The sequence below is a fragment of the Streptomyces sp. NPDC001868 genome (assembly GCF_040297125.1).
In the GTDB taxonomy this organism is placed as follows: domain Bacteria; phylum Actinomycetota; class Actinomycetes; order Streptomycetales; family Streptomycetaceae; genus Streptomyces.
In genome coordinates this window covers 135,187-157,675 of sequence record NZ_JBEOYO010000012.1, presented here as the reverse complement: position 1 = coordinate 157,675, position 22,489 = coordinate 135,187, and the positions used below count along the sequence as shown (strand labels likewise).

Here is a 22,489-nt window from a genome sequence, read left to right as displayed (position 1 = left end):
AGGACGGGCGGCCGGTCAGCAGGGACCGACGCCCGGTCGCCGTCTCCCCTCGCCGAACGGCGGCGTCATCGGAGGCGCTCCGCAACAGACGGGCCGTGCGGTGCGCAGCTCTGGTGGCTCGGGTGGGACAGCAGGAACCGGTACGACCTCCGGTGGTGGTACGACGCGTGGCGGCATCGTAGGCGGTGCACCCAGCGGGGTTCGCCCTGGCGAGAACAGAGGAACAGGCACCTCTCGCGTATCCGGGCAGAACTCCTCAACGCGCACGGACAACAGGAACGTTCGGCCACGCCGCCCTGCCAGCGACGAGGAGACCCGACGGCAGAGCAACAGCCGCACCGCACCACCGGCCGCCGACTGACGCGTATCCCGGAACGGAGAGAACGAACCGCATGCACACCACCAGCCCTCGACACGGACGCCACCGTGCCATGGCCTCGGCGATACTCGGCCTGCTGCTGGTGGGCTCTGCGGGAGCACCGGCCTATGCCGAGTCGATCCGCGAGCAGCAGTGGTTCCTCGACGCCATGAAGGCCGAGCAGATGTGGCAGACCAGCACTGGTGCGGGAATCACGGTCGCCGTGATCGATTCGGGGGTGAATGCGGCCAACCCCGATCTGAAGGGCCGCGTCCTGCCGGGCAAGGACCTCGCCCCCGATCAGCCGGGAGACGAGCGCACCGACTACGGGGACCACGGTACGGGCATGGCTGGGCTGATCGCAGGAACCGGCGCGTGGAACGGTGGGCAAGGTGCTTTCGGGTTGGCCCCCGGTGCCAAGATTCTCCCCATCCGAATGCCTAAGGACGGGACAGCGGCCAGCAAAGCCGAAGGGAACAGGCGGTTCAACGAGGTTGTCCCGAAAGCGATCCGTTACGCAGCGGACGAGGGTGCCCAAGTCATCAATATCTCCCTCGCGACCACGGAGGGCTCGCCGCAACTTACGGCAGCGGTGAAGTACGCCTTGGACAAAGGCTCATTGATCTTCGCCGGCGCGGGTAACGACGGAGACAAAGCCAACGAAGTCATGTATCCAGCAGCCACGCCGGGTGTAGTGGCGATGGCCGCCGTCGGTAGAGACCTCCGCAGGACCGAAGAGTCCCAGCATGGTCCGCAGGTGGATATGGCAGCGCCAGGTGAGGAAATGGTGCACGCCTGTGGTACCGAGACCGGGCTGTGTAAGAGCCACGGCACCAGTGACGCCACCGCCCTCGCCTCCGCCAGCGCCGCCCTCATCTGGTCCAAGCACCCCACCTGGACCAACAACCAGGTCCTCCGCGTCATGCTCAACACCATCGGAGCCCCCACCGACGGCGCCAAGCGCAACGACTCCATCGGCTACGGCATCGTCCGCCCCCGCATCGCCCTGCAGAACCCCGGCGACCCGGGCCCGGCCGACGAATACCCGCTCCCGGACCTCGCGGCCGCCGCCTCCGCATCGCCGTCCCCCCAGCCCTCGGCCACCGATGCCGACAACGCCCCGGCGGAGGACAAGACCACCGAGGAGGCGGCAGTCTCAGATTCCTCCAAAGAGAACAACATGCTGTCCACCGTCTTGACCGCGGCTGCGGTCGTGGCACTACTCGGCATCGGCGTGGCGGTCTTCATCGTCGTCCGCAACCGCCGCCCCGCACACCCCACGGCACCGCACCCGACAGCCCTGTACGTACCCTCGCCAGGACAACCCCAGTACCCGCCTTCTCCCTACGCGCCGCCCAGCGCACCAAGCAGCAACATCACTCCCGGCCAACACCCAGGCCCTGGCTGAGCTACCGGAAGGGCAGCGGAGGCTACCCGTCGAGGGGACGAACGCAGTTCACCTGGACCGAGTACCGCGACCTGCTCATCGCCGCCCACCAGTGACTCGGCGCACCCATCGAGCTGGTGTGGGACAACCTCAACGTCCACAGAGACCGACGGCTGCGGGAGTTCATCGGCACCCACGACTGGACCACCTGCTACTTCCTGCCGACCTACACATCGACCTCAACCTCGTCGAAGGCATCTGGTCACTGCTGCGACGCAGCAACCAGGCGGACACTGCCTTCACCGACCCCGCCTCACCTCATGAGCGCGCTTTGACACGGTCTCCGCAAGATCCAGTACCGCAGCAACATCATCGACGGATGCCCGGGACCGATTCACGGTCCTGATGCCCAGGCGGCCGATGCTCCACCCGATTGCGATGTCGTCGCGCCGTCTCCTGCCTCCGTCCTGCTCCTGGCCCTTCATGTCCACAACCTCAAGAGGATTCCGGCGAGCGGCCGTTGTCGAAGACGACCCCGCGCTCGCCCACACTCACCGGGACATTGACCCACCGGGCCTTTCCGTCGACGGACGAGGCGTACTGGCAGCGGTGACCGGTGTCTTGGCCGTATGCGACGAGTTCGAGGTCCGGCACCTTTCCGCAGCGGAGGTGCTCGCTGACCTGGTTGTACTCCCTCCAGAACTCGCCGTAGACAGACTTTGCCGTCAGCACGGCCTGGCCCGCGTTGGTGATTTCGTATGGTTTCAAGTCACCGGCCGGCTCGTCGAAACGGATGGACCAGGGGACCTTCACGCCGTTGTAGGTGACCGTGCACCGTGTGGTCACGCCCGGCTCCTCGCTCACCTTGCCGCCCTCGCATGCGGCGCTAGTCTTCCCCGGTATCCCGGCCATGGCCACGGTGCTTTTACGTATCATCCACAGCACCTGTTCGGTGAACGAGGCCTCGTCGGTGGGTTCAGGCGGCAGAGCATCGAGCAGCGTCTTCACCGTCAGGAGCCCAGGCTCGGCCGAGGTGATCGCGACGGGGAGTTCCTTGCCGCTCTTCGGCGGCGCGGTGTCCGCAGCGCGGGATGAGTTGTCATCCGATCTCGACCCGCCGCAGCCCGCGGTGACGATAGCGATCATGGCTATGCCCATGAGAGTCCTACCGATGCCCATGCGGTGTGGTAACAGCAATGCCGCGGTACCAGGGTTTCCCGGTCTCACCGCCCACCGCTCGGGGCCTGCGTTGCGCACGCGGAACGGCAGCCCTGCCTCGTTGAGTGGGAGCAGAGCTGACCGACCTCCGGTGCTGGCAGCGGCGCGACACCGCCGCTGTGAACGCTTGGCGCCGGTCAGCCCGTCGAAGAATCCCACCGGATCAGCCTACGGCCGCCGCGCCGACGCACTTGGCGGGACCGCACCCGAAATCGGGTCGGCCCACGCGGACTCGACGGCGATGTCGGGCCAGACCGTCAGCTGTCCCGCGTCCCCCGCCGCCCCCCAGCGACTGGCCAGGGCCTCGGTGATCAGCAGTCCACGCCCCCGCTCCCGTTCAGCTCCCGGCAGCACCCGTGTCGGCGGCAGCGACGCCATGATCCCCCGACTCGGGCCCGCGTCGGTGACGGCGATAGTGACCGTTGCCGTGGTGAGCATGTCCCTGCAACGACCTTGTAGTCGTCCGGAACTCCGTCGTCTTCCCCGTCCCCTCCACAACCCGTGGCTCCGAGAAACAACGAGCCAGCCATGGCCACGGAGAGGAGGCCCCGCGTATTGACCTACGACGGATCACTGTCCGCATCCTTACACGTCATCGGCAAGTCCGCCGACCTCAGCCGATCTCCGGGGCGTTGCCCTGCTGGTTCTCCCGGGAGTTACCGACCCCGTAGCCGACCAGCATTGATTGCTCCAGGTCCGTCCTGAAATCGCTCTCCAGACCGTGATGCTCCAGGAATTCCGTCATCGGGGCCTCGGCCATGCTCTCACCGCCGGAGTAGATATTCCATTTCTCCTCATCGGTGAGCTCCTCCACCTTCTCCTTGTACTCATCCACCGACTTGTCGGGCATATTGCCGACCATCATGTCGATGACCTGTTACGACGCTCTATATCGCCCGCGTCGAACCGCGCCGCGGACCTGTCGGCGTCCGGCAGGAGTACTACGCGGGATCCAGTACGGGCTTCGCGGGGAGCCCGCCGTTCTTCTCGCAACGCAGTTCCTTGGCCATGGCCAGCGAGAAGGAGTGGGCAACGGTTGCGTAGGCGTCCTTCAGCGCCTTGGTGTCACCCTCGGGTTCCGTCGGAAACATCCAGCGCTCCACGCCGATGACGACATGGGCCTCTGTCGTCGAGTTGGAGAACCTGTCGCTTCGGCACGCGAAATAGACGCGCGCCTTGTCTACCGCCGCCACGGCCCGCTCCCCCATCTTCAGCACAGTGAAATTCGGGGCCGGGGTGCCCGTCGGGGGGCCGTCATTCAGCCCCCAGGTGACTCGGATAGCGAAATCCGACGTACCGTCGGCCGTGTAGATGCGGCAGACGTCGTCGCGCCCATTGGTGGCGACCGGAAACGCCTCGGCGAGGCCCGTCGCGGCGTGCGCGACGGTGGACGTATCCGCCGTCGTCCCGAACCGCGATGACCCCGTGATCACCTTCAGCGCCTTGGACGCCTGGGCGGACACGGCGTCGCCACCGCACACTTGCGTTCCCGCCAGAGCATTGTCGGCCGCCTCCTCGTCTCCGTCCCCACCACAACCGGTGGTCCCGAGATACAACAAGCCGACCACGGCCCCGGAGAGGAGTCTCCCGCGTACCGACCTACGACTGATCACTGTCCGCATCCTCACGTGTCCTCGGCCGTCCACCGGCCTCAGCCGGTTTCCGGACCGTTGCCCTGCTGCTGCGCCCGGTCGTTGCCGACCCCGTAGCCGATCAGCATCGATTGGCGCAGCTCCTCCTCGAACACGGTGTCCTCATCCACGATGTACCGATCCAGGAAAGCCTCCATCGGCGCCTCGGCCATGCTCTCACCGGCGGAGTAGATCTTGTTCTTCTCCTCGTCGATAAGGTCCTCCACCTTCTCCTTGTGCTCATCCACCGAGTTGTCTGACATGTCGCCGACCATCTGCCCGATGACATGTTCTGCGGCCCCACTTGCGGTGTCGGTCGCCAGCGGAATGAGTACCGCGGCCGTGCCCACGGCCGCCGTCGCGGGCAGGAAGGCGACGCCCGCCGCGATGCCCGCCGCAGCCCCGAACTGGACCCAGCCTGCCCGCTTGGCGACCGCCTTTTCGTAGTCCTCGTGGGTCTTGAGGTTCGTCGCTTCCACCTGGTCTGCCCGGGACTGGTCGAGCATGCCCTGGACCTCGGCGCCCACACGCACAGCCGCCCTGGCAGCACCCTCCTTGATCCCGTCCGGACCCACCGTCCCTTCCAGCACACTACGGGTGTAGACCTGCTCCGCGGCCGAGACCGTCGCGTAGGCGTCCGGGTGCTGACCGAGGGTGGTGAGGAAGCCCCGGACGATACTCCGCCCGTTCCCGTCCACGGTGTCCGCGAAGTCGATGTGCCCCTCCGGGTTCTTGCCCGGCGCGAACACGCTGCCCGAGTCGTTCCTGTCCAGCGCCCAGTTGATGTCGTCGATGTAGCCGCCGCCCATGACGCCCAGGCTGTCGGACATCGCCTCGTGGTGCTCCTTGAGGAGGGCCGGGTCCGCGGCGTACTTCTCCATGACCTTCTGCATGACCGCGGCGTTGTCCGCGTCCCGCACCACGCCGGGGTCCGGGTGCCCGGCCGGGTAGCCGAGGGTCGCCGCCTCCAGGGCGTGGCCGAGGGCGTCGGGCATATAGGCGAGCGACGCCTCGTGCTCGTCGACCGAGTTGACGTCGTGGAAGGACTCCCACTTCTCGTCGCTGAAGAAGTCCAAGTAGTTGTTGAACGGCTCGCCGTCCTTGTTCTTCCCGAGCTCGGCCGTGGCGCCGGTGTTGACCGTGCCGTCCTCGTTGTACGCGGTCGGCTGGTCGGTGAAGAACTTCTTCGCCGCTTCCGGGCTGTTGCCGAGCGCTTCCAGCATGGCGGTGGCCGGGTCGTAGCCGGGCCCGTTCACGCCGGAGGGGTTGAACGGGTTCTTGAACACACTGTTCACCGTCTTGCTCTCGGCGAACATGCCCGGGTCCTTCGCGTGCAGTTGCGCCACGTGTTCGGCGATCGGGTTGAGGAACTTCGCGTCGTAGTTCCCGTACCGCATGATCCCGCCGAGTAGCTGGTAGCCGAACGGCTGCGTCCCGCCGAAGTCGGGCTTGGACAGTGGAATGCGCTCCGTACCCATCTTGCGGAGTTCCGGGCCCCACTTGTCGGCGAATTCCTTGTCGTGTGAGGCGGTGGCCAGGTTGAGGCCGAGGTTCTCCTGGAGCTGCTGGACGTCCTTGAGGCGCTGCGGGTCGACCTTGTCGTACTCGTACGTGTCCATGGAGAGCTGGCCGAAGAACGCGAGGGACTTCTCGGGGCCGAGCTTCTCGTAGAAGCTCTTGGAGAACTCCACCGACTTGCTGTTGTCCTTCAGCAGTTCGTTGAGCTGCTGGAGTTCGGAGTGGGTGAGGTCCCGGCCCTTGCCCGCCAGCGCGGCGGCGCGGGCGGCCTCCTCCTGGTCCAGCTTTGTGTACGTCGGAGCGCTGAAGTCCTTGCGGTCGGTGACGTTGGCCTCAAGGGTGTTCTTGAGGGCGACGTCGGTGTCGTTGCAGTTGTCGACGATGAGGTCGATCCTCTTCTGCCACGACTCGATGTTCCGCTTCTCCTCCAGTAGAAGATCGCTGTAGTCGGGGTCGTGCCGCGCCGCAGGGATCTGGGACAACGGGTTCTTCGCCGTGACCTTGCCTTTGCCGTCCACGCGGATGCCGGCCGCGGGCCCCTCGTGGTCCCGGATGGCGATCAGGTCGTCCTTGGCCTTCTTGATGGCCGCGTGACCCTCTTCCAGGATCAGTTTCACACCCTTGGCCTCGGCCGCGGCGTCCGCGAACTCCTTGGCCGTCTTACCGATGAACGCCTTGGTGACCCCTGCGTTGACGCCCTCCCAGGAGGCTTTGTTCGCCTTTGCCTTCATCCCGTCGGTGGCGTCCGTGGCGAGAGTGTCCAGCTTTTTCGCCATCTCCGACCAGTCGTCGACGGCGGCCTTCAGCTTCGCCACCGGGGCGTCGATGATGTCCTCGTACTTCAGCATGGTGCGCGCTCCCCCGAGCCCTATTTCATGTAGTCCGAGAGCACGGACGTCCGCATGAGATCCCCCTCGATCTTCGCCTCGTCCTTGGCGTGCTGCGCCTTGCTGTAATCGAGGTGATTGGAGATCTGCGCGCAGGCGTCCAGCAGCGTCCTCAGGTGGGTCTGCCAGAAGTCGTGCACCTTCAGCACGGCCGAACCGCTCACGAAGTTCCCGTTGGTCAGCGCGATCGCCGCGTCGAACGTCGCAGGACGGGCGATGTCGCCCTCCTTCGTCAGCCGACCCAACAGGTCATAGGCGTCATTGCCGATGGCGCCGAGGTCGTCCCGATTGACCACCAGGTCTTTGCCGCCGCCACCTCCGCCACCTCCGCCGGTGGCCGGAGCGCTGTTGATCCGCATGGCAGTCCGCTCGGCCGCCGCCGCGCGCAGTTCGGCCCATTCTTGCTCGAACGTCATGAATTTCCCCCCAAGTCCATCCGGGCAGACCGCTCCACCGTACTCGCGTCGGCAGCCGACCTGATCACCCGTCCCCGCCTGTCGCCACCCCCCCCACGGGGCGGCCGTACGGCCGTCTGGCGCGGGGTGCTGTTCGGATGGTGACCGGCAGCGATGGAGGGGACAGGCTGACGGTCCCGGGGCGATTCCGGCGCGGCCCCGTGCGTTGGAAGATGACAGTAGAGTGGTAAATGGCTCACATGATGCATCTTGTGGCATGCTTGGCGCATGACTGAGATTGCGATCAGCGCGGCCCGCTCCCAACTCGGCGACCTCGTCCGTCGCGCTGCCCACGGCCGCGAGACCATCGCCCTCACCGACCACGGTCACGTGGCCGCGCTTCTTGTCTCACCGCAGGTGATAGAGGATCTGGAAGACGCTCTGGCGGTCGCGGACTACCGGCGGCGCAAGGCCGAGGGCACGCTTGAACCCGGTATCCCCATGGCGGAGGTGCGCAGGCGGCTGGGGCTCGGACAGCAGTGACCTACGAGATCACCTTCGAGCCGCATGCTCTGAACTCCGCAGCCCGATTCCTGGACGAGGACCCGAGCGGCCTCGCCCTGCTACTGGACACCATCGACAAGCTGGCCGATGATCCGAGGCCGGCAGGGTCGGTTCCGTACGGAACGCCCGACCTTCGCCGTCTGCGTGTCGGTGACTACCGGGTGCTGTACGTCATCGACGACGACGTGATCCGCATCCTCGTCACCCACCTGGGACGCACCCCGTAGCAGCGGCGTGAGCCGGGGCTTCGTCGGCCTCGGCTCACCCCAACCTCTTCGTCAACGTGTACTCCGTGATCCCCGGCGGATAGTCCGGGATCACGCACACCACCTCGTAGCCGAGGCGCTTGTAGAACTCCGGTGCCTGGAAGTCCCACGTCTCCAGCCGTGCCGCCCGGCACCCCCGTCCGCCGGCGGCCATCCGCTCGGCCTCCGACAGCAGGTGCGAGCCGAGGCCGGCGCCCCGGTGGCGTTCGTCGACCCAGAGATACGTGACGTGGAGCCAAGTCGCCCACGTATGTCCGACCAGGCCGCCCACGAGGTCGCCCTTCCCGTCCAGGGCCCATACCTGGAGCGGGACTTCGCGTTCGTCGGGGGTTCCGCGCAGGTCGCGGAGGATCGGTGACGCGGCGGTGTTGCTGGCGCGTAGTCGGGAACGCAGCAATTGGCTTCGTTCCTTGTCGATTTCTGTCTCAATACGAAACATGTGGCACACCATAAACGTGCCGGACAACCAGTTCTGCAAATTACCTTCCGCTCCTGCCCCCCGGCCTTACCCTGATGAACAGTGCCGGTGGGGGCCGGTGCTGATCAGGGGGCGAGACAGTCGGGTACGACGCCCGGAGTGGGGGTAGCGGTTCAGCACGGCGGCGGCCGTGCGGCTGCGACGCCCCGTCCCAGGTGTAAACCGGGGAGCGCTCCGGGCGCCGTACTCGCTCCGGTCGTCCCCCGACCAGTGGGGGTTTCTGTGGTTCGCATCCGAGTCCTGGTCGTCGACGACCACCGTATCTTCGCCGAGTCGCTCGCGGCGGCGCTGGCCGCCGAGCCGGACGTCGACGTGTCCGCGGCCGGCAGCGGCCCGGCCGCGCTGCGCTGTCTGGACCGCGCGGCGGCGGAAGGGCGCAAGTTCGACGTGCTTCTGGTCGACGCCGATCTGGGGGGTCACGCTCATGTCCCCGGCGCGCGTCCGGCCGCCGTGCCCGTCCCCGTGCCGGACGGCAGCGAGGACGGGCTCGTGGACGGCATATCGCTGGTCGCGGGTGTGCGTTCGGGACAGCCGAGCGTACGGATCGTCGTCCTCGCCGAGAAGGACGATCCGCGCCGCGCCGCGCTCGCGCTCCAGGCGGGCGCGTCCGGATGGGTCGCCAAGGACTGCTCGCTGTCCCGGCTGCTCACCGTCATCCGGGGAGTGCTGCGCGACGAGACGCATCTGCCGCCCGCGCTTCTCACGGGCGTCCTGCGGGAGTTGACCGCCGCGCGCAAGCACCGCACGGAGAGTGAGCGGCTCGTCGAGTCCCTCACTCCGCGTGAGCGGGAAGTGCTTAGGTGCATGGTGGCGGGGCTGGGGCGCAAGGCCGTCGCCGAGCGCCTGTTCCTCTCCCCGCACACCGTCCGCACCCATATGCAGAACGTCCTCGGGAAGCTGGGCGTCCACTCCACCCTCGCCGCCGTCGCGCTCGCGCGCCGGGCCGGGGTCGGGCCCGTGGACCTGGCGCCCGCCGGGCGGATCCTGCCGGAGGAGAGCAGCAGCGCCTGACCCGCTCGCCGCCAGAGCCCCGGCTAGCCGGGGATGTTGTCGAACGGGGCGGTCAACTGGCGGAGCAGGCCCGCCAGATCGCCCCGCTGGGCGCGGGACAGCTCGGCCAGGATCGCCCGTTCCTGGTCGAGGAGGCCGGCGAGCGCCTGGTCCGCACGGTCCCGGCCCTCGTCCGTGAGCCGGACGAGCACGCCCCGGCGGTCACTGGGGTCGGGCAGCCGCTCGACCAGGCCCTTCTTCGTCAGCCGGTCGATACGGTTCGTCATCGTGCCCGACGTCACCAAGGTCTGTGTGAGCAGCTGACCGGGCGAGAGCTGATACGGGTTCCCGGCACGCCTCAGCGCGGTCAGCACATCGAACTCCCACGGCTCCAGCTGGTGCTCGGCGAACGCCAGCCGGCGCGCGCGATCCAGATGCCGGGCGAGCCTGCTCACCCGGCTCAGTACTTCCAGCGGCTCCACGTCGAGGTCGGGGCGCTCCCGGCGCCACGCTGCGACCAGCCGATCGACCTCGTCCTCCATGGCGATCAGTGTAGTGGTTGTGTCGATGTGAAGTCTCTTGAGGTCGAGATGATTAGGATCAAGTCTCTTGACTTCGAGATATCTGGCTACGAGAGTGGAGGCGTCCGGAACCGGCGACAGTCGCCCGAGCGCCAGGAGGTAGCCCCCATGCCCGCCACCAGCCCCACCTGGGACCCCCAGCAGTACCTGCGGCACGCCGGCCACCGCGCCCGCGCCTTCGTCGACCTGCTCGCCCACGTCCCCGAACCGCCCGCGAACGCCCCGCGCATCGCCGACCTCGGCTGCGGCCCCGGCAACGTCACCCGCCTCCTCGCCGACCGCTGGCCCACCGCGCACATCACCGGGTACGACAACTCGCCCGAGATGCTCGACCGGGCCCACGTCGATCACGAGGGGCCCACCCCGGGCGGCGGCCGCATCGACTTCGCCGCGGCGGACGTCCGTACCTGGGCGCCGCCGGAGCCGTACGACCTGATCGTCAGCAACGCCACCTTCCAGTGGGTCCCCGGCCACCTCGACCGGTTCCCCGCCTGGATCGACGCCCTCGCCCCCGGCGGCACCTTCGCCTTCCAGGTCCCCGGCAACTTCGACTCGCCCAGCCACCGCCTGATGCGCGAACTCGCCCACTCCGCCCGCTGGCGGGACCGGCTCGGCGAGACCCTCCGCCACGACGACGCGGTCCACACTCCCGCCGGCTACCTCTCCGCCCTCGCCGACCTCGGCTGCGAGGTCGACGCGTGGGAGACGACGTACGTCCATCTCCTCCAGGGCGAGGACCCGGTGCTCGACTGGGTGAAGGGGACCGGGCTGCGGCCGGTCCTCACCGAACTGGGCGCGGACGCCGAGCCGTTCGTCACCGAATACCGGGCCGCCCTGCGCGAGGCCTATCCGGCCACCGCGCACGGCACGCCGTACCTGTTCCGACGCATCTTCGTCGTGGCCCGCAAGCCGGGGGTGAGCCGGTGATCGCCGCCGTCGATCACGTCCTCCTCGCCGCCCCGCCCGGAGCGGAGGACCGGTTGCGGGCGTACTACGTCGGGGTCCTCGGGATGACGGAGATCCCGAAGCCGCCCGCGCTCGCGGTGCGGGGAGGCTGCTGGTTCGGGGCGGGGGAGGTGATTCTGCACCTCGGGGTGGAGGCGGGCTTCCGGCCGCCGAGGAAGGCTCACCCCGGGTTGCGGGTGCGGGGCATCGACGCGTACGCCACCCGTCTGACCGGGCGCGGGGCGCCGGTTGTCTGGGACGACGACCTGCCGGGGTATCGGCGGTTCTACTCCGAGGACCCGGTGGGGAACCGGTTGGAGTTCCTGGAGCAGGTCTGAGCCCGGGGGCGGGGGCGTCGCGGACGGCGTGGCAGCGATGTCGATGTTGTGCAGAATATTGACGGCAGGCATGTGCGCGCCTACCTTCGCGGTGTCCCTCCCTCGTTCCCCATAGCTCCAGGGAGACCCGCATGCCCCCGTCCCCGCTCCCCCGTCCCGCCGGGCAGGCCGAACCGTCCGCACAAGCCGAACAGGCCGAACGCGCAAGGCAGTTGCGTCGTGTCGCGCTCTCCGGGCTGCTCGGTACGGCCGTCGAGTTCTATGACTTCCTCGTCTACGGAACGGTCGCCGCGCTCGTCTTCGGCGAACTGTTCTTCCCGGGCGCCGACCCGGCCGTCGGCACCATCGCCGCGTTCGGAACCTTCGCCGCCGGATATGTGGCCCGTCCGCTCGGCGGGATCATCTTCGGGCACTTCGGCGACCGGCTCGGCCGTAAGTCCATGCTGCTGCTGACCATGGGTCTGATGGGCGGCGCCAGCTTCCTCATCGGCCTACTGCCGACCTACGACACCATCGGTGTCTGGGCGCCTGTGCTGCTGATCACCCTGCGGGTGCTCCAGGGCATCGCCATCGGCGGTGAATGGGGCGGGGCCACGCTGATGGTGGTCGAGCACGCCGGGGAGAAGCGGCGTGGACTGTGGTCCAGTTTCACGCAGATGGGAGCACCGCTCGGCTCCCTGCTCTCCTCGCTCGTCGTGACGTTCGTCGTCGCCATGCCCAGGGACCAGTTCGCGGCATGGGGCTGGCGTGTGCCGTTCCTGCTGAGTGTCGTGCTGCTGGGCGTCGGGCTGTTCGTGCGGCTGAAGGTGGTCGAGAGTCCCCTTTTCGTCAAGGTGAAGAAGGATCGCGACGAGGCCCGGATGCCGATCGTCGACGTGCTGCGCCGGCCGCGTGCGCTGGTGCTCGCCGCGTGTGTCGGTATCGGCGCGTTCACCGCGCAGTCGCTGCTGACCAGCTATCTGATCGCGTACGCCACCGGTATCGGCTATCCCCGGCCGCAGGTGCTGACCGCGCTCACCGTCTCGGCGTCCGTCGCGCTGGTCGTGCTGCCCTGCGCGTCGGCGCTCTCCGACCGCGTCGGCCGCCGCCCGGTCGTCCTCGCCGGAGCCATCGCCTCCGCCGCGCTCGCCTTCCCCGTGCTCGCGCTGGTGGACTCCGGGTCGCCGGGGCTGCTGATCCTCGCGGTCGTCCTGGGCCACGGTTTCGCCCAGTCCGTGATGTACGGGCCGCTGGGGGCGCTGCTCACCGAGATGTTCGGCACGAAGGTGCGCTACACGGGGGCGTCGCTGGGGTACCAGCTCGCCACGCTGATCGGTGCCGGGTTCTCGCCGATGATCGCGGGGAGCCTGGTGGCGGCCAACGGCGGTTCCAGTACGCCGATCTCGCTGCTGGTGTGCGGGGGCGCGGCGATCACCGCCGTGACCGTGTGGTTCGTACGGGAGACGCACCGGTCGTCGCTGGGTGACGTGACCCTCCGGGAGGGGGCCGCGAAGGAGGGGGTGGCTCTGTAGGGAGGGTGCGTTGTCGGGTGCGGGTGCGTGGGGGCTTCTCGCGCAGTTCCCCGCCCCCCTCAAGACAACGGCCCCTGCGGGCCGTTGAAAAGCACGGGGCGCAGCCCCTGCCTTTTCAGGGGCGCGGGGAACTGCGCGAGAAGCCCCACCCGGCCGCACCCGAACGACAACCCGCACCCCCTGACCGGCCCCCACCAACCCCCGTACCCTTGCCGCTGTGGAGGACGAGATCCTGGGTGTTGATGTCGTCGAGGCAGTCGACGCGCCGCGGCCGCAGTCGCTGGTGCTGTCCTTCTTCGGGAACCACGTGCTGGACCTGGGGGAGGGCGGCCTCGGGGTGTACTCGGGGAGCATCATCGACGTGCTCGGGCGGGTCGGTACGGGGGAGCAGGCCGTACGGTCGACGCTGACGCGGATGGTGAACCGGGGGCTGCTGCGGCGGCAGCGGGAGGGCCGGAGGATGTTCTTCGGGCTCACTCCGCACGCGGGCGACATCCTGCGCGACGGCGGACAGCGCATCTGGCGCGACGGCGCGGTGAACGAGGACTGGGACGGCACCTGGACCCTCCTCGGCTTCTCCCTCCCCGAGTCCTGGCAGCGCCAGCGGCACGATCTGCGCTCCCGGCTCACCTGGTCCGGATTCGGCGCCCTCTACAGCGGGCTGTGGATCGCTCCGGGGCGGGCGGATGTGCGGGAGATCGTCTCCGAGCTGGGCCTCGACGCGCATGTGAAGGTGTTCCACGCGCGGGCCGACGAATTCACCGACATCGGGCTGATGATCCGCGAGAGCTGGGACCTGGAGGTCCTGGCCGCGCGCTACGTCGCCTTCGACAAGCGGTGGACCACCGCCGACCTCGCCGCCGCCGACCCGATCGCCACCCGGCTGCGGCTCGTCGCCGAGTGGCTGCGCATCATCCGCACCGACCCGCGTCTGCCCGTACAGCATCTGCCGGCCGAGTGGCCCGCGCGGCCGGCGCAGGACACGTTCCGGCGGATCGCCGAACAGACGGCGGGACCGGCCCGGCGGATGGCGGCGGAGGTTCTGGAAACGACTCCGCTGCGGCCCGCTCCGCTCGAAAGGCCGTAGCTAAAACGGAGTTTCGTATTCCGAAGCGGATTTTCGTATTCCATTCCGTCGGTGCTTCCGTCCGCGCTTCCGCCGGTGCTTCCGCGATGCCCCTGGTACGGGTGTGGCTGATATTGTTCTTGGGCTTTCCTTTGTGAAGGATATATTCTCGGTTCACTTTTTGTTGCCCCCGGCGGACCGGCCGGGGATGCGGGGGTCGGGGCTGTTACCAGGGGGGATCTGGGCCAGTGAGTATCTGTTGAGCTGTCCGGCGCGCTTGTCGGGGTTGATGACGCGCGCCACATAGGCTTTCCGCCGTCCGTCCGGTATTTGGCTTTCCCGGTCGGTCAATTTCTGCTGCGCCCATTCAATTCCTGTACTGACCGACAGTGGGGCGTGGGTTCTGTGCCGCCCGCGCCGGGCGGTTTCCAGGGGGAAATACATATGAAGATCGCATTCCTGATCAACAACGCCTTCGGTATCGGCGGCACCATCCGCTCGACGGCCAACCTGTCGGCCGCGTTCGCCGACCGGCACGACGTCGAGGTCGTCAGCGTCCACCGCTCCCGCGACGAACCGGCCCTTCCGTTCGACCCGCGCGTCCGCCTGACCTCGCTGATCGACCTGCGGGAAGGCGGGCCCGGCCACGAGGGCGACCACCCGCTCACCAAGCTGCCCGGCACGATGTTCCCGTACACCGGGGCCACCGGGAACCTGCCCTACACCGCGCTGCAGGACGAACGGATCGGCGGCTTCCTCGCCCGTACCGAGGCCGACGTGGTCATCGCCACCCGCCCGGACCTCAACGGCTACCTCGCCCGCGACGGCCAGCGCCGCTATCTGCGCGTCGGCCAGGAGCATCTGAGCCTCGACCAGTACCGGGAACCGCTGCGCTCCGACCAGAACGGGGCCATCGCCGGACTCGACGCCTATGTCACCGTCTCCGAGGCCGACGCCGCCCAGTACCGCGCCGCCCTGCCCGACGTGACCACCACCATCGTCTGCGTCCCCAACGGCGTCCACGCCCCCGACGTCGAACGCTCCACCCTGGACTCCCGGGTCATCGTGGCCGCCGGCCGGCTCATCCCCATCAAGCGGTACGACCGGCTGGTGAACGCCTTCGCCAAGGTGGCCGCCGACCACCCCGGCTGGACCCTGCGGATCTACGGACGCGGCCCGCAGAAGGAGAACCTGCGGGAGCAGATCGACCGGCTCGGGCTGCACGACCGGGCGTTCCTCATGGGAGCGGTCTCACCGATCGAGACCGAGTGGGCCAAGGGCGCCGTCGCCGCCGTCTCCTCCGACATGGAGTCCTTCGGCATGACCATCGTCGAGGCCATGCACTGCGGGGTGCCCGTCGTCGCCACCGACTGCCCGCACGGGCCCGGCGAGATCATCACCGACGGCGAGGACGGCATCCTCGTCCCGCTCGACGGGGACGTCGACGCCTACGCCGACGCCCTGAACCGCGTCGTCACCGACGAGGCCCTGCGCGAGCGGCTCGGCAAGGCGGCGCTCATCAAGGCCGACACCTACGCGCCCTCCGTCATCGCCCGCCGCTACGAGGCCCTCTTCGAGGAGCTGGCCCAGTCCCGGCGCCGCCGACGGGACGGCGGCGCCGCCCGGCTGAGGCGGCTCGCCGCCCGTGTCGTCCGGCCGCGTCCCGCGAAGGCCGTCCCCGCCGTCGAGGCCGACGGGAGCGCTCCCATGCCCGCGGCGCACGCCCGCGCGACCGCCGAGGGCGGTGTCACCGTCCTCCTCGACCCGGCCGAGCTGCCCGACGGGCCCCTCGACCTCGTCGTCCGGCTGCGCCGCGACCCCGGCAAGCGGCAGATCCGGGTACCGCTGCTGCCGAGCGCCGACGCGCCCGACACCGTGATGCGGGCGACCCTCCACCCGGCCGAGCACACCCTCGCCGAGGGCCGCTGGGACTGCTACGTCGCGCCGCGCGGCACCGACAAGCGGGTGCGGCTGACCGTACGGCTCGTCGAGCAGGCCGCGCTGGTCGGGCGGGCGCCGCGGGTCGATCAGCGGGGGGTGGGGGCGTGGATTCCGTACGCGACCGTCGACGGGTTCCTCGCGCTGCGGACGTGGCTGCGGCCCGCGCACGCGGAGATCGACGCGGTCGAGGTGGGGGAGGGGGCGGTGACCGTGACCGCGACGCTTCACGGCGACGTGGGTCCGGTCGGGGAGGGGGCCGTGGTGCGGGTCGTGTCCCGGGCCGACACCGCGTACGACTTCTCCGTGGCCGCGTGTGTGGTGGGGGAGCGGGGGGTGCGGTTCAGCGTTCCGTACCGCGAGCTGCTGGCTCGGCGGAGTGTCGAGCACGATCTGTGGGATCTGCGGGTGGAGGGGGTGCCGGTGGGGCGGATCGGTGGGGACGTGGTGGAACGGCGGAAGACGGATCTCGTGCCTGCGCGGGTGTTCGAGCATCTTCAGCGGGGGCGGACTCGGGTGCGGCCGTATTTCACCGTGAACAACGAGCTGGCGCTCAGTGCGAAGGATGTGGACGAGGGCGCCTAATAGCTCGGGGGTTCTCGTTCGTGGGCGGGTGCGGCTCCGGTGGGGGCTGGTCGCGCAGTTCCCCGCGCCCCTGAAAAGCAGGGGCTGCGCCCCGTGCTTTTCACCCCGCAGCCCCGTCGCCTTCAGGCCCCCCGGCCCGTGGTCTTTCAGGCCCGCAGGGGCCTGAATCTTCAGGGGCGCGGGGAACTGCGCGACCAGCCCCCACCGGACCCGCACCCGAATACGGACCGCACCGCCCCCTAGCTCTTCCGGTGCCCGATCAGCCGCGGCTTCTGGTTGAGGCCGTCGAGGCCGTGCCACGCCAGGTTCACCAGGTGCGCGGCGACCTCGGCCTTCTTGGGGCGGCGGACGTCCAGCCACCACTGGCCGGTGAGGGCGACCATGCCGACGAGCGCCTGGGCGTACAGCGGCGCGAGCTTGGGATCGAAGCCGCGGCTCTTGAACTCGCGGCCGAGGATGTCCTGCACCTGCGTGGCGATGTCGGAGATCAGCGAGGCGAAGGACCCCGTGGACTGCGGGATGGGGGAGTCCCGGACCAGGATGCGGAAGCCGTCCGTGTACTCCTCGATGTAGTCGAGGAGGGCGAAGGTGGCCTGTTCGCAGAGTTCGCGGGGATGCCCGGCGGTGAGGGAGCTGGTCACCATGTCGAGGAGCCGGCGCATCTCGCGGTCCACGACGACGGCGTAGAGCCCCTCCTTGCCACCGAAGTGCTCGTACACCACCGGCTTGGAGACCCCCGCCTTCGCGGCGATCTCCTCCACCGACGTGCCCTCGAAGCCCTTCGCGGCGAACAGGGTGCGACCGATCTCCAGCAGTTGCTGACGGCGCTCGGCGCCCGTCATCCGGGTGCGGCGCGCACGCCGCGGCTTCTCGTTGCTCGGGGTGCTGCTGGAGTCGGTCGCCACGGCGTCAATCATGCCGCCTCGGCGGGCGCCTTCCGGTGCCCGGAGCCGTCCTCACCCGTGTTACGCCTGGAATCGATACGCGAGCGTGACGGCCAGCGGACGTCGTACGCCCAGCCGAACACTTCGAACCAGCGGATGAGCCGCGCGGAGGAGTCCAGCTGTCCGCGCTCCACACCGTGCCGGGCGGAGGTGGGGTCGGCGTGGTGGAGGTTGTGCCAGGACTCGCCGCAGGAGAGGACCGCCAGCCACCACACGTTGCCCGAGCGGTCGCGGGACTTGAAGGGCCGCTTGCCGACCGCGTGGCAGATCGAGTTGATCGACCAGGTGACGTGGTGCAGCAGCGCCACCCTGACGAGCGAGCCCCAGAAGAACGCGGTGAACGCGCCCCACCAGGACATCGTCACCAGACCGCCGATCAGCGGTGGGAGGGCGAGGGAGAGAACCGTCCAGAGGATGAACTGGCGGGAGATCGCGCGCAGCGCCGGGTCCTTGATCAGGTCGGGCGCGTACTTCTCCTGCGAGGTCTGCTCCTCGTCGAACATCCAGCCGATGTGCGCCCACCACAGGCCCTTCATCAGCGCGGGGAGCGTCTCCCCGAAGCGCCACGGCGAGTGGGGGTCGCCCTCGGCGTCGGAGAACTTGTGATGCTTGCGGTGGTCGGCCACCCAGCGCACCAGCGGGCCCTCGACCGCCATCGAACCGGCGACCGCCAGCGCGATCTTCAGCGGGCGCTTGGCCTTGAAGGAACCGTGGGTGAAGTGCCGGTGGAAGCCGATCGTGATCCCGTGGCAGCCCAGGTAGTAGAAGAACACCAGCAGGCCGAGATCCAGCCAGCTCACACCGCCCCAGCTCCAGGCCAGCGGCACCGCCGCGAGGAGCGCGAGGAACGGGACGATGATGAAGAGGAGCAGGGTGATCTGCTCGATCGAGCGCTTCCGCTCGCCGCCCAGCGTGGCCGACGGCGCGGGGGAGTCGGTCATCGCGGAGCCGGGGGAACCGTTCGTGTTCGGGGCGTCTTCCATCACATCGGACCTTGTGCTCATGGGGCGTCCCCTGTGGGGTCGAGGGTGAAGAGAGGGGGGAGGTGCCGTGCCTGCGGAAACAGCGTGCGGGAGCTACCTGTCGGCTGTCCCTACGGTTCCGTAACCTACGGCATCGTAAGTATGGCAGCGCGGTGCCGGGCGGCAAGAGCCGACCGGTCTGCGCGTCCAGGTGTAACGACCGGGCTCGATGGACAGGTGGCACTCAGTGCCGCGAAAGTGGCACCTGTCGCCGGGCGCGCCCGAGCGGCCACCTATCCTGGACTCGGTCGGACAGCGCGGTCCGCTCCGCATCCTTCTCGGGGTCGCTGACTACCGGGCCCCCGCCCGGGTTCCCCTCCGGACGAGCTTCAACACTGCAAGGAGCCGCACCTGTGAGCAGTGCCGACGACCAGACCACCACGGTCAGCAGTGAGCTGCGCGCCGACATCCGGCGCCTGGGCGATCTGCTGGGCGAGACCCTCGTACGACAGGAGGGCCCCGAACTCCTGGAGCTGGTCGAGCGCGTCCGCCGGCTGACCCGCGAGGACGGCGAAGCCGCCGCCGACCTGCTGCGCGGCACCGAGCTGGAGACCGCCGCCAAGCTCGTGCGGGCCTTCTCCACCTACTTCCACCTGGCCAACGTCACCGAGCAGGTGCACCGCGGCCGTGAGCTGAGGGCACGGCGTGCCGCCGAGGGCGGACTTCTCGCCCGTACGGCCGATCGCCTGAAGGACGCCGACCCCGAGCATCTGCGCGAGACGGTCGGGAACCTCAACGTCCGCCCTGTCTTCACCGCGCACCCCACCGAGGCCGCGCGCCGGTCGGTCCTCAACAAGCTCCGGCGCGTCGCCGCGCTGCTGGAGACCCCCGTCATCGACTCCGACCGCCGCCGCCACGACACCCGGCTGGCCGAGAACATCGACCTCGTCTGGCAGACGGACGAGCTGCGCGTCGTACGTCCGGAGCCCGCCGACGAGGCCCGTAACGCCATCTACTACCTGGACGAGCTGCACGCCGGCGCGGTCGGCGACGTCCTGGAGGACCTGACGGCCGAGCTGGAGCGGGTCGGCGTGACGATCCCCGCCGCCACCCGCCCCCTCACCTTCGGCACCTGGATCGGCGGCGACCGCGACGGCAACCCCAACGTCACCCCCCAGGTGACCTGGGACGTCCTGATCCTCCAGCACGAGCACGGCATCAACGACGCCCTCGAACTCATCGACGAGCTGCGCGGCTTCCTCTCCAACTCCATCCGCTACACGGGTGCGACGGAAGAGCTGCTGTCGTCCCTCCAGGCCGACCTGGAGGCGCTGCCCGAGATCAGCCCGCGCTACAAGCGCCTCAACGCCGAGGAGCCCTACCGGCTCAAGGCCACCTGCATCCGGCAGAAGCTGGAGAACACCAAGCAGCGCCTAGCCAAGGGCATCCCGCACGAGGACGGCCGCGACTACCTCGGCACCGCCGAACTGCTGCGCGACCTGACCCTCATCCAGACCTCGCTGCGCGAGCACCGCGGCGGCCTCTTCGCCGACGGCCGGATGAACCGTACGATCCGTACGCTCTCCGCCTTCGGTCTCCAGCTCGCCACGATGGACGTCCGCGAGCACGCCGACGCCCACCACCACGCCCTCGGCCAGCTCTTCGACCGTCTCGGCGAGGAGTCCTGGCGGTACGAGGACATGCCGCGGGAGTACCGCCACAAGCTGCTCGCCCGCGAGCTGCGGTCCCGGCGGCCCCTGGCTCCCACGCCCGCGCCGCTGGACGCCGCCGGCGCCAAGACCCTCGGCGTGTTCGAGACCGTGAAGAAGGCCCTGGCCGTCTTCGGCCCCGAGGTCATCGAGTCGTACATCATTTCGATGTGCCAGGGCGCCGACGACGTCTTCGCCGCGACGGTGCTGGCGCGCGAGGCCGGCCTCATCGATCTGCACGCCGGCTGGGCCAAGATCGGCATCGTCCCGCTGCTGGAGACGACCGACGAGCTCAAGGCCGCCGACACGATCCTGGAGGAGATGCTCGCCGATCCGTCGTACCGACGGCTGGTCGCCCTGCGCGGGGACGTGCAGGAGGTCATGCTCGGCTACTCCGACTCGTCGAAGTTCGGCGGCATCACGACGTCGCAGTGGGAGATCCACCGGGCGCAGCGGCGTCTGCGTGACGTGGCGCACCGGTACGGCGTACGGCTGCGGCTCTTCCACGGTCGCGGCGGCACCGTCGGCCGTGGTGGCGGCCCCTCGCACGACGCGATCCTCGCGCAGCCGTGGGGCACGCTGGAGGGCGAGATCAAGGTGACCGAGCAGGGCGAGGTCATCTCCGACAAGTACCTCGTCCCGTCCCTGGCCAGGGAGAACCTGGAGCTGACGGTCGCCGCCACGCTCCAGGCCTCCGCCCTGCACACCGCCCCCCGCCAGTCCGAGGACGCCCTGGCCCGCTGGGACGCGGCCATGGACCTGGTCAGCGACGCGGCGGAGTCCGCGTACCGCCGGCTCGTCGAGGACCCGGACCTCCCGGCGTACTTCTTCGCCTCCACGCCCGTGGACCAGCTCGCCGACCTGCACCTCGGGTCGAGGCCGTCGAGGAGGCCCGACTCCGGCGCCGGGCTCGACGGTCTGCGCGCCATTCCGTGGGTCTTCGGCTGGACCCAGTCGCGGCAGATCGTGCCCGGGTGGTTCGGTGTCGGCTCCGGTCTGAAGGCGCTGCGTGACGCGGGCCTGGACACCGTGCTCGACGAGATGCACGAGCAGTGGCACTTCTTCCGCAACTTCCTGTCCAACGTCGAGATGACCCTCGCCAAGACGGATCTGCGGATCGCCGGGCACTACGTCGACACGCTCGTCCCCGACGGCCTCAAGCACGTGTTCGCCACGATCCAGGCCGAGCATGAGCTGACCGTGCGGGAGGTGCTGCGCATCACCGGGGAGGACAAGCTGCTCGACGCCAACCCCGTGCTGCAGCAGACCTTCTCCATCCGGGACGCCTATCTCGACCCGATCTCCTACCTTCAGGTCGCCCTGCTCAAGCGTCAGCGCGATGCCGCCGCGGCGGGGGAGGCGGCTGATCCGTTGCTCGCGCGGGCGTTGCTGCTCACGGTGAACGGTGTGGCGGCGGGGCTTCGTAACACGGGCTGATTCCGGGGGTTCGTTTATGGCTGACGGCCGGTGGGGCTTCTCGCGCAGTTCCCCGCGCCCCTGAAAAGCCGGGCTGCGCCCCGTGCTTTTCAACCCCGCAGCCCCGTCGCCTTTCAGGTCGGCGGGGCCGTGGTGTTTTCAGGCCCGCAGGGGCCTGAATCTTCAGGGGCGCGGGGAACTGCGCGACCAGCCCCCACCGGCCGTCAGCCGTGAACCCGCCTCAGAGCGCAACCCACGCCGCCGTGATCAGGGCGACGCCCAGCCCGCCCAGTACCCACGCCGCCCGCACCATCCGCAAGCCGCCCGCCACGACCACCGCCGCCAGCAACAGCGCCCCACCCAACGGCACCCAGGCGTGCAGCAGACCACCCGGCCCCGTGCGGACGACATCGCTGCTGCCCGGCTTCACGACCACGCTGTACGTCTGTCCCGTCTCCACCGCCACCGACCGCTCGATGTCGACCCGCTCCCGGGCCCGCGACCCGGTCGACACCGGCTCGTACGGCCCCCAGCAGGTCTCGTCGTCGCAGCGGGACACCGTGATCGTGCCCTGCTCGCGGCCCTTGCTGAGCATCACATGCTGGGCGTAGCCCCAGGAACCCCACACTCCGGCGATCAGGATCAGCGCCGCGAGCACGCCCATGACCGCCAGCCGCCCGTAGCGCAGCGCGACCGACGCACCACCGCCGCCCGGGCGCGGACGGCGCCGCGAGCGGGGAGCGGGGGCTTTGGTGTCAGGCATGGCGGGGATCATTGGCCATGGCGCTGTGGTCGGTCAACC

The 22,489-nt window shown here is 69.2% G+C and carries 21 protein-coding genes and 1 pseudogene; 11 read left to right on the top strand and 11 right to left on the bottom strand.

Features of this window, described 5'->3' with window-relative positions; all coding sequences use genetic code 11:
• Window positions 1-392: 392 nt before the first annotated feature.
• Window positions 393-1,766, top strand: a complete 1,374-nt coding sequence (gene mycP / locus ABT147_RS17065) for a type VII secretion-associated serine protease mycosin (protein WP_351406618.1) — start codon at window positions 393-395, stop codon at window positions 1,764-1,766.
• Window positions 1,767-1,801: 35 nt separating this feature from the next.
• Window positions 1,802-2,077: pseudogene (locus ABT147_RS17060) on the top strand (transposase); the annotation flags it as partial.
• A 163-nt stretch (window positions 2,078-2,240) separates the two neighbouring features.
• Here ABT147_RS17060 and ABT147_RS17055 read toward each other — a convergent pair.
• The 6 genes from ABT147_RS17055 to ABT147_RS17030 form a co-directional block, all read right to left on the bottom strand.
• Entirely contained in the window at window positions 2,241-2,903 is a 663-nt protein-coding gene (locus ABT147_RS17055) for a hypothetical protein (protein WP_351406615.1), read from the bottom strand.
• A gap of 228 nt (window positions 2,904-3,131) precedes the next feature.
• Window positions 3,132-3,401, bottom strand: a complete 270-nt coding sequence (locus ABT147_RS17050; RefSeq protein ID WP_351406613.1) for an ATP-binding protein — start codon at window positions 3,399-3,401, stop codon at window positions 3,132-3,134.
• 175 nt (window positions 3,402-3,576) lie between these two features.
• A complete protein-coding gene (locus ABT147_RS17045; protein WP_351406610.1) occupies window positions 3,577-3,828 on the bottom strand; it encodes a hypothetical protein in 252 nt (83 codons plus the stop codon).
• Window positions 3,829-3,904: 76 nt separating this feature from the next.
• Window positions 3,905-4,585 carry a hypothetical protein gene (locus ABT147_RS17040; RefSeq protein ID WP_351406609.1) on the bottom strand — a complete coding sequence of 227 codons (681 nt, stop codon included), beginning with the start codon at window positions 4,583-4,585 and terminating at the stop codon, window positions 3,905-3,907.
• Window positions 4,586-4,614: 29 nt separating this feature from the next.
• Window positions 4,615-6,960 (bottom strand): hypothetical protein, encoded by a 2,346-nt coding sequence (locus tag ABT147_RS17035; RefSeq protein ID WP_351406607.1) that lies wholly within the window; start codon window positions 6,958-6,960, stop codon window positions 4,615-4,617.
• Window positions 6,961-6,980: 20 nt separating this feature from the next.
• Window positions 6,981-7,415, bottom strand: coding sequence for a hypothetical protein (locus tag ABT147_RS17030; protein ID WP_351406605.1), 435 nt, complete (start codon window positions 7,413-7,415; stop codon window positions 6,981-6,983).
• Between the two features lie 267 nt (window positions 7,416-7,682).
• Here ABT147_RS17030 and ABT147_RS17025 point away from each other — a divergent pair, with 267 nt between their 5' ends.
• Both ABT147_RS17025 and ABT147_RS17020 read left to right on the top strand, forming a co-directional pair.
• Window positions 7,683-7,937, top strand: coding sequence for a type II toxin-antitoxin system Phd/YefM family antitoxin (locus ABT147_RS17025; RefSeq protein WP_351406602.1), 255 nt, complete (start codon window positions 7,683-7,685; stop codon window positions 7,935-7,937).
• Window positions 7,934-8,185, top strand: a complete 252-nt coding sequence (locus tag ABT147_RS17020; protein WP_351406600.1) for a type II toxin-antitoxin system RelE family toxin — start codon at window positions 7,934-7,936, stop codon at window positions 8,183-8,185. Before ABT147_RS17025 ends, ABT147_RS17020 begins: the two co-directional genes overlap by 4 nt.
• 34 nt (window positions 8,186-8,219) lie before the next feature.
• Here ABT147_RS17020 and ABT147_RS17015 read toward each other — a convergent pair whose 3' ends face one another.
• On the bottom strand, window positions 8,220-8,675 hold the full coding sequence (locus tag ABT147_RS17015) for a GNAT family N-acetyltransferase (protein WP_351406748.1): 456 nt from the start codon (window positions 8,673-8,675) through the stop codon (window positions 8,220-8,222).
• Window positions 8,676-8,924: 249 nt separating this feature from the next.
• On the opposite strand from ABT147_RS17015, the gene ABT147_RS17010 reads away from it, so the two are divergent.
• Window positions 8,925-9,713: a LuxR C-terminal-related transcriptional regulator gene (locus ABT147_RS17010; RefSeq protein WP_351406599.1), complete on the top strand. Its 789-nt coding sequence runs from the start codon at window positions 8,925-8,927 to the stop codon at window positions 9,711-9,713.
• 23 nt (window positions 9,714-9,736) lie between these two features.
• Here the strand turns inward: ABT147_RS17010 and ABT147_RS17005 are convergent, their stop codons facing one another.
• Complete coding sequence (locus tag ABT147_RS17005) at window positions 9,737-10,234, bottom strand: MarR family winged helix-turn-helix transcriptional regulator (protein WP_037705601.1); 498 nt, start codon at window positions 10,232-10,234, stop codon at window positions 9,737-9,739.
• Window positions 10,235-10,381: 147 nt separating this feature from the next.
• Between ABT147_RS17005 and ABT147_RS17000 the strand changes: the two genes are divergently transcribed.
• The 5 genes from ABT147_RS17000 (at window position 10,382) to ABT147_RS16980 (ending at window position 16,656) form a co-directional block, all read left to right on the top strand.
• The gene (locus tag ABT147_RS17000) at window positions 10,382-11,200 is read left to right on the top strand and encodes a trans-aconitate 2-methyltransferase (RefSeq protein WP_351406596.1); all 819 of its coding nucleotides are present in this window, start codon (window positions 10,382-10,384) and stop codon (window positions 11,198-11,200) included.
• The gene (locus tag ABT147_RS16995) at window positions 11,197-11,556 is read left to right on the top strand and encodes a VOC family protein (RefSeq protein WP_351406594.1); all 360 of its coding nucleotides are present in this window, start codon (window positions 11,197-11,199) and stop codon (window positions 11,554-11,556) included. Before ABT147_RS17000 ends, ABT147_RS16995 begins: the two co-directional genes overlap by 4 nt.
• Before the next feature lie 131 nt (window positions 11,557-11,687).
• Window positions 11,688-13,067, top strand: a complete 1,380-nt coding sequence (locus tag ABT147_RS16990) for an MFS transporter (protein WP_351406592.1) — start codon at window positions 11,688-11,690, stop codon at window positions 13,065-13,067.
• Between the two features lie 217 nt (window positions 13,068-13,284).
• Window positions 13,285-14,154 carry a PaaX family transcriptional regulator gene (locus tag ABT147_RS16985; protein WP_351406589.1) on the top strand — a complete coding sequence of 290 codons (870 nt, stop codon included), beginning with the start codon at window positions 13,285-13,287 and terminating at the stop codon, window positions 14,152-14,154.
• 423 nt (window positions 14,155-14,577) lie between these two features.
• The gene (locus ABT147_RS16980; protein ID WP_351406587.1) at window positions 14,578-16,656 is read left to right on the top strand and encodes a glycosyltransferase family 4 protein; all 2,079 of its coding nucleotides are present in this window, start codon (window positions 14,578-14,580) and stop codon (window positions 16,654-16,656) included.
• Between the two features lie 239 nt (window positions 16,657-16,895).
• On the opposite strand, the gene ABT147_RS16975 is transcribed toward ABT147_RS16980, so the two are convergent.
• A complete protein-coding gene (locus tag ABT147_RS16975) occupies window positions 16,896-17,573 on the bottom strand; it encodes a TetR family transcriptional regulator (RefSeq protein WP_351406585.1) in 678 nt (225 codons plus the stop codon).
• Window positions 17,570-18,604 (bottom strand): acyl-CoA desaturase, encoded by a 1,035-nt coding sequence (locus ABT147_RS16970; protein ID WP_351406582.1) that lies wholly within the window; start codon window positions 18,602-18,604, stop codon window positions 17,570-17,572. Before ABT147_RS16970 ends, ABT147_RS16975 begins: the two co-directional genes overlap by 4 nt.
• Before the next feature lie 371 nt (window positions 18,605-18,975).
• On the opposite strand from ABT147_RS16970, the gene ppc reads away from it, so the two are divergent.
• Window positions 18,976-21,708 carry a phosphoenolpyruvate carboxylase gene (ppc, locus tag ABT147_RS16965; protein WP_351406580.1) on the top strand — a complete coding sequence of 911 codons (2,733 nt, stop codon included), beginning with the start codon at window positions 18,976-18,978 and terminating at the stop codon, window positions 21,706-21,708.
• A 220-nt stretch (window positions 21,709-21,928) separates the two neighbouring features.
• Here ppc and ABT147_RS16960 read toward each other — a convergent pair whose 3' ends face one another.
• Window positions 21,929-22,462 carry a hypothetical protein gene (locus ABT147_RS16960; RefSeq protein ID WP_351406578.1) on the bottom strand — a complete coding sequence of 178 codons (534 nt, stop codon included), beginning with the start codon at window positions 22,460-22,462 and terminating at the stop codon, window positions 21,929-21,931.
• Window positions 22,463-22,489: the final 27 nt, after the last annotated feature.

Bases quoted from the DNA above. Each gene is read 5' to 3' on its own strand.
- mycP (WP_351406618.1), top strand. From the start codon at position 393: ATGCACACCACCAGCCCTCGACACGGACGCCACCGTGCCATGGCCTCG.
- ABT147_RS17055 (WP_351406615.1), bottom strand. From the start codon at position 2,903: ATGGGCATAGCCATGATCGCTATCGTCACCGCGGGCTGCGGCGGGTCG.
- ABT147_RS17050 (WP_351406613.1), bottom strand. From the start codon at position 3,401: ATGCTCACCACGGCAACGGTCACTATCGCCGTCACCGACGCGGGCCCG.
- ABT147_RS17045 (WP_351406610.1), bottom strand. From the start codon at position 3,828: ATGATGGTCGGCAATATGCCCGACAAGTCGGTGGATGAGTACAAGGAG.
- ABT147_RS17040 (WP_351406609.1), bottom strand. From the start codon at position 4,585: ATGCGGACAGTGATCAGTCGTAGGTCGGTACGCGGGAGACTCCTCTCC.
- ABT147_RS17035 (WP_351406607.1), bottom strand. From the start codon at position 6,960: ATGCTGAAGTACGAGGACATCATCGACGCCCCGGTGGCGAAGCTGAAG.
- ABT147_RS17030 (WP_351406605.1), bottom strand. From the start codon at position 7,415: ATGACGTTCGAGCAAGAATGGGCCGAACTGCGCGCGGCGGCGGCCGAG.
- ABT147_RS17025 (WP_351406602.1), top strand. From the start codon at position 7,683: ATGACTGAGATTGCGATCAGCGCGGCCCGCTCCCAACTCGGCGACCTC.
- ABT147_RS17015 (WP_351406748.1), bottom strand. From the start codon at position 8,675: ATGGTGTGCCACATGTTTCGTATTGAGACAGAAATCGACAAGGAACGA.
- ABT147_RS17005 (WP_037705601.1), bottom strand. From the start codon at position 10,234: ATGGAGGACGAGGTCGATCGGCTGGTCGCAGCGTGGCGCCGGGAGCGC.
- ABT147_RS17000 (WP_351406596.1), top strand. From the start codon at position 10,382: ATGCCCGCCACCAGCCCCACCTGGGACCCCCAGCAGTACCTGCGGCAC.
- ABT147_RS16990 (WP_351406592.1), top strand. From the start codon at position 11,688: ATGCCCCCGTCCCCGCTCCCCCGTCCCGCCGGGCAGGCCGAACCGTCC.
- ABT147_RS16980 (WP_351406587.1), top strand. From the start codon at position 14,578: ATGAAGATCGCATTCCTGATCAACAACGCCTTCGGTATCGGCGGCACC.
- ABT147_RS16975 (WP_351406585.1), bottom strand. From the start codon at position 17,573: ATGATTGACGCCGTGGCGACCGACTCCAGCAGCACCCCGAGCAACGAG.
- ABT147_RS16970 (WP_351406582.1), bottom strand. From the start codon at position 18,604: ATGAGCACAAGGTCCGATGTGATGGAAGACGCCCCGAACACGAACGGT.
- ABT147_RS16960 (WP_351406578.1), bottom strand. From the start codon at position 22,462: ATGATCCCCGCCATGCCTGACACCAAAGCCCCCGCTCCCCGCTCGCGG.